Source organism: Candidatus Aquicultor secundus, from assembly GCF_002791875.1.
Classification (GTDB): Bacteria; Actinomycetota; Aquicultoria; order Aquicultorales; family Aquicultoraceae; genus Aquicultor_A; species Aquicultor_A secundus.
In genome coordinates this window covers 1-3902 of sequence record NZ_PFNG01000218.1, presented here as the reverse complement: position 1 = coordinate 3902, position 3902 = coordinate 1, and the positions used below count along the sequence as shown (strand labels likewise).

4 protein-coding genes are annotated in these 3902 nt (G+C 52.1%); all 4 read left to right on the top strand.

Annotated features, from left to right (window positions below):
• Position 1: 1 nt before the first annotated feature.
• Positions 2 to 580, top strand: a complete 579-nt coding sequence (locus COY37_RS09340) for an anthranilate synthase component II (protein WP_353683017.1) — start codon at positions 2 to 4, stop codon at positions 578 to 580.
• 18 nt (positions 581 to 598) lie between these two features.
• A complete protein-coding gene (trpD, locus tag COY37_RS09335) occupies positions 599 to 1630 on the top strand; it encodes an anthranilate phosphoribosyltransferase (RefSeq protein ID WP_286678761.1) in 1032 nt (343 codons plus the stop codon).
• Entirely contained in the window at positions 1627 to 2403 is a 777-nt protein-coding gene (trpC, locus tag COY37_RS09330) for an indole-3-glycerol phosphate synthase TrpC (protein WP_286977348.1), read from the top strand. Before trpD ends, trpC begins: the two co-directional genes overlap by 4 nt.
• 76 nt (positions 2404 to 2479) lie before the next feature.
• Entirely contained in the window at positions 2480 to 3814 is a 1335-nt protein-coding gene (locus COY37_RS09325; RefSeq protein WP_286678759.1) for a TrpB-like pyridoxal phosphate-dependent enzyme, read from the top strand.
• Positions 3815 to 3902: the final 88 nt, after the last annotated feature.

Genomic DNA, 3902 nt, shown 5'->3' with positions numbered 1-3902 from the left:
GATCGATAACTACGATTCATTCACATTCAACCTGGTCCAGTACCTTGCAGAGATGGGCGAGAAGCTGGTCGTGTTCAGGAACGATGAAAAAACGGTCAAGGATATTATGGGGATGAAGCCCGACCGTATTGTTATCTCCCCTGGGCCCGGCAGACCCGAGGATGCGGGGATATCCATCGATCTGATAAAAGAAGCCGCCGGAACCATCCCGGTGCTTGGCGTATGCCTCGGGCACCAGTCGATAGGCGAGGCGTTCGGCGGCAAGGTCGTCCACGCCGGTACGCTGGTTCACGGTAAGACATCGAAGATACTCCACGACGGCAAGACGATATTTTCGGGCATCCCCAACCCGTTTACCGCTACCAGGTATCATTCGCTCATCGTCGAGAAAGAAACGCTCCCGTCTTGTCTCGAGGTATCGGCCGAGACCGAGGACGGGTTGATTATGGCACTACGGCACCGCGAGTTCCCTATAGAGGGCGTGCAATTCCACCCCGAATCGATACTCACAAGCGAAGGAAAGGCCATCCTGAGGAATTTTTTGGGAGCCGACCATCTGAATAAGATCGCTGTTGGCTAGGATTAAGGAGGAGATAAAATGTTAGTTGAAGCGATAAAAAAGGTTATCGATAACAAAGACCTTACAAGAGATGAAGCCGAACGAGTAATGGATGTTATCATGAACGGCGAGGCGACGCAAGCGCAAATCGCATCGCTTATTACCGCCCTAAGAATGAAAGGCGAGACGGTTGATGAAATATCCGGTTTCGCAAAAGTCATGAGGGACAAAGCAAGTAGGATAAAGCCGGATGTCGTCGATATCGTAGATACCTGCGGTACCGGCGGGGATCAACAACATACGTTTAATATCTCAACGACCGTCGCATTTGTCGTGGCGGGCGCAGGAGTACCGGTAGCAAAGCATGGGAACCGCTCGGTTTCAAGTAAGAGCGGAAGCGCGGATGTTCTTGAAGCCCTCGGTGTACGGATCGACATGGCCCCCGATGAGGTGGAACGATGTATTGAAGAGATTGGAATCGGTTTTATGTTCGCCCCCAACTTCCACGGTTCGATGAAGCATGCAATGGGCCCACGGCGCGAGATCGGTGTGCGCACCGTGTTTAACATCCTCGGCCCTCTCACCAACCCTGCGGGTGCAACCGCCCAGGTACTGGGCGTCTATGACCGTGAGCTGACCGAGGTTATGGCGCGGGTTCTTGGAAATCTCGGCATAAAGCACGCCTTGGTCGTTTACGGACACGACGGCCTTGACGAACTCTCCACCACCGGGGAAAGCGTTATCTCAGAGTTTAAGGACGGCGGGGTTGAGACTTACGAAATCACCCCCGAGGAGTGCGGTGTAAAACGGGCGACGATCGAGGACTTGCGGGGCGGTACCGCAGAGGATAACGCCGAGCTAACACTGCAAGTTCTAAAAGGCGCCAAGTGCCCGAAACGAGATATTGTTTTAATGAACGCCGCGGCCGGTTTAATCGCCGCCGACAAAGCATCCTCATTTAAAGAGGGCATGCGAATGGCTAAAGAATCGATCGATAGCGGCAGGGCGCTTGCCAAACTCCAGGCGCTTCGTGAGTTCGGCGTTAAACCGAGCGTAGGGGAATTGAAGTGATACTGGATCAAATCGTCGAGGACAAAAGGTTTTATGTTGAGGCGTTAAAGAAGCTCAACCCGGTTAACGAGATGGCGCCCGGTGACGGCATCGAGCGACGCAGCCTTATCGAAAGCATCCGCTCGCGCGAGGTGCCAATCATCGCCGAAATAAAGCGACGCTCGCCCTCCGGTGGTGACATGAACTGCGGTTATAGCCTCACCGAGCTTGCAAGGATTTATGAAAGCAGCGGCGTGGCGGGCATATCCGTGCTCACGGATGAAAAATATTTCGGCGGAAGCCCGGCGGACTTGCTTGAGGTAAAGCGCTGTACTATGCTGCCCATCCTTCGAAAAGACTTCATTGTCGATGAGTACCAGATATATGAGGCCTACGCCTACGGCGCGGATGTAATCTTGCTGATAGCGTCCATCTTAACCGATGCGCAAATCCTGCGATTCTTAAGCCTGGCCCATGAGCTTGGCCTTGAGGTTTTGCTCGAGTCGCACAACAGGCTTGAGCTAGAAGTTTCGATCGCAAGCGGCGCTAGGCTTCTCGGTATCAACAATCGAAACCTGGATACATTGAAAACCGATCTAAATACCTCAATAAATTTGATGCAATTCGTCCCGGATGATAGGATTGTCATTAGTGAAAGCGGTATTTCCAGCAGCTCAGATATCAAGAGGCTTCTGGATGCCGGAGCGATGGGGCTTCTTATCGGGGAATCGTTGCTCAAAAGCAAAGATCCGGCCGGGAAACTGGCCGAGCTTATAGATATTAGACACATATAGGTTGTATATAGTATAAACATATATTAGATATACATATTAGACAACTATAAGTGAACAAAGAAAAGGAGTGTTCTAGTTGGAAACAAACAAGTTTATCTTAAGTGAAAAGGAGATTCCCACAGCCTGGTATAATATCCTGGCGGATCTTCCTTATCCCATGGATCCCTACCTCCATCCGGCGACAAAAGAGCCGATTGGCCCCGCCGACCTCGCTCCCCTCTTTCCCATGGCGCTCATCGGGCAAGAAGTGAGCACCGAGCGCTGGATCGAGATTCCCGACGAAGTGCTCGAGATTTACAAACTTTATAGGCCGGGGACACTTTATAGGGCCCGCAGGCTTGAGAAAGCCCTGGATACTCCTGCAAAAATCTATTACAAGTACGAAGGTGGAAACGCCACCGGCAGCCATAAGCCAAACACGGCCATCGCACAGGCATATTATAACAAGCAAGAAGGTATAAACAGATTAACAACCGAGACCGGCGCGGGTCAGTGGGGTAGTGCGCTCTCTATGGCGTGCAATTTTTTCGGCATGGAGTGCGTTGTTTACATGGTTAAAGTCAGCTACCAGCAAAAACCCTACCGCCGCTCGTTAATGGAGGTTTACGGGGCTACGGTGCACGCGAGCCCAACTAATCTAACGCAGGCTGGACGCACGATTCTTGAAAAAGACCCGGATTCGCCGGGCTCTCTCGGTATTGCGATAAGCGAGGCGGTGGAAGAGGCCGCAATGAGGGACGACACGCATTACGCCCTGGGAAGCGTTCTCAACCACGTGCTCCTGCATCAGACGATTATCGGCCTTGAAGCCAAGAAGCAGATGGAGATGGCCGGGCATTACCCGGATGTAGTAATCGGATGCTGCGGGGGCGGCAGCAATCTCGCTGGTCTGGTCTTTCCGTTTATCCAGGACAAGTTTGCGGGTAAAGATCTGAGGGTGATTGCAGTTGAGCCGACGGCCTGCCCGACCTTGACCCAAGGCGAGTACCGGTACGATTTTGGAGATGTCGCCGGGATGACGCCGTATACAAAGATGTATACGCTCGGTCATGATTTCGTGCCGGTCGGCATCCATGCAGGCGGTTTGCGATATCACGGCGACTCACCGATCGTGAGCTTGCTGTACGACAAAGGTATAATCGAGGCAACTGCGTACCGGCAAACGCACGTGTTTGAAGCGGCACTTCAGTTCGCCCGGGCAGAGGGAATTATTCCGGCGCCGGAAAGCTCTCACGCAATCCGTCAGGCGATTGATGAGGCCATTAAAGCAAAAGAGGCCGGCGAAGAAAAGGTTATTCTGTTTGGTCTCAGCGGGAACGGCTATTTCGATATGACGGCATACGATAACTACCTGAAAGAAGATCTAATAGATTACGATTTTTCACTGGCCTGCAGCCCGGATAACGAGTAGCGCGTAGATTTGGACAACGGTTTATTTGCTGTCATTCTGAGGGAGCAAATAGCATTAGCAAACAGCGATTAGATGTCATTCTGAAGGA

What these genes read in the sequence shown, in the direction of transcription:
- trpD (WP_286678761.1), top strand. Translation starts at nt 599, where the DNA reads ATGTTAGTTGAAGCGATAAAAAAGGTTATCGATAACAAAGACCTTACA.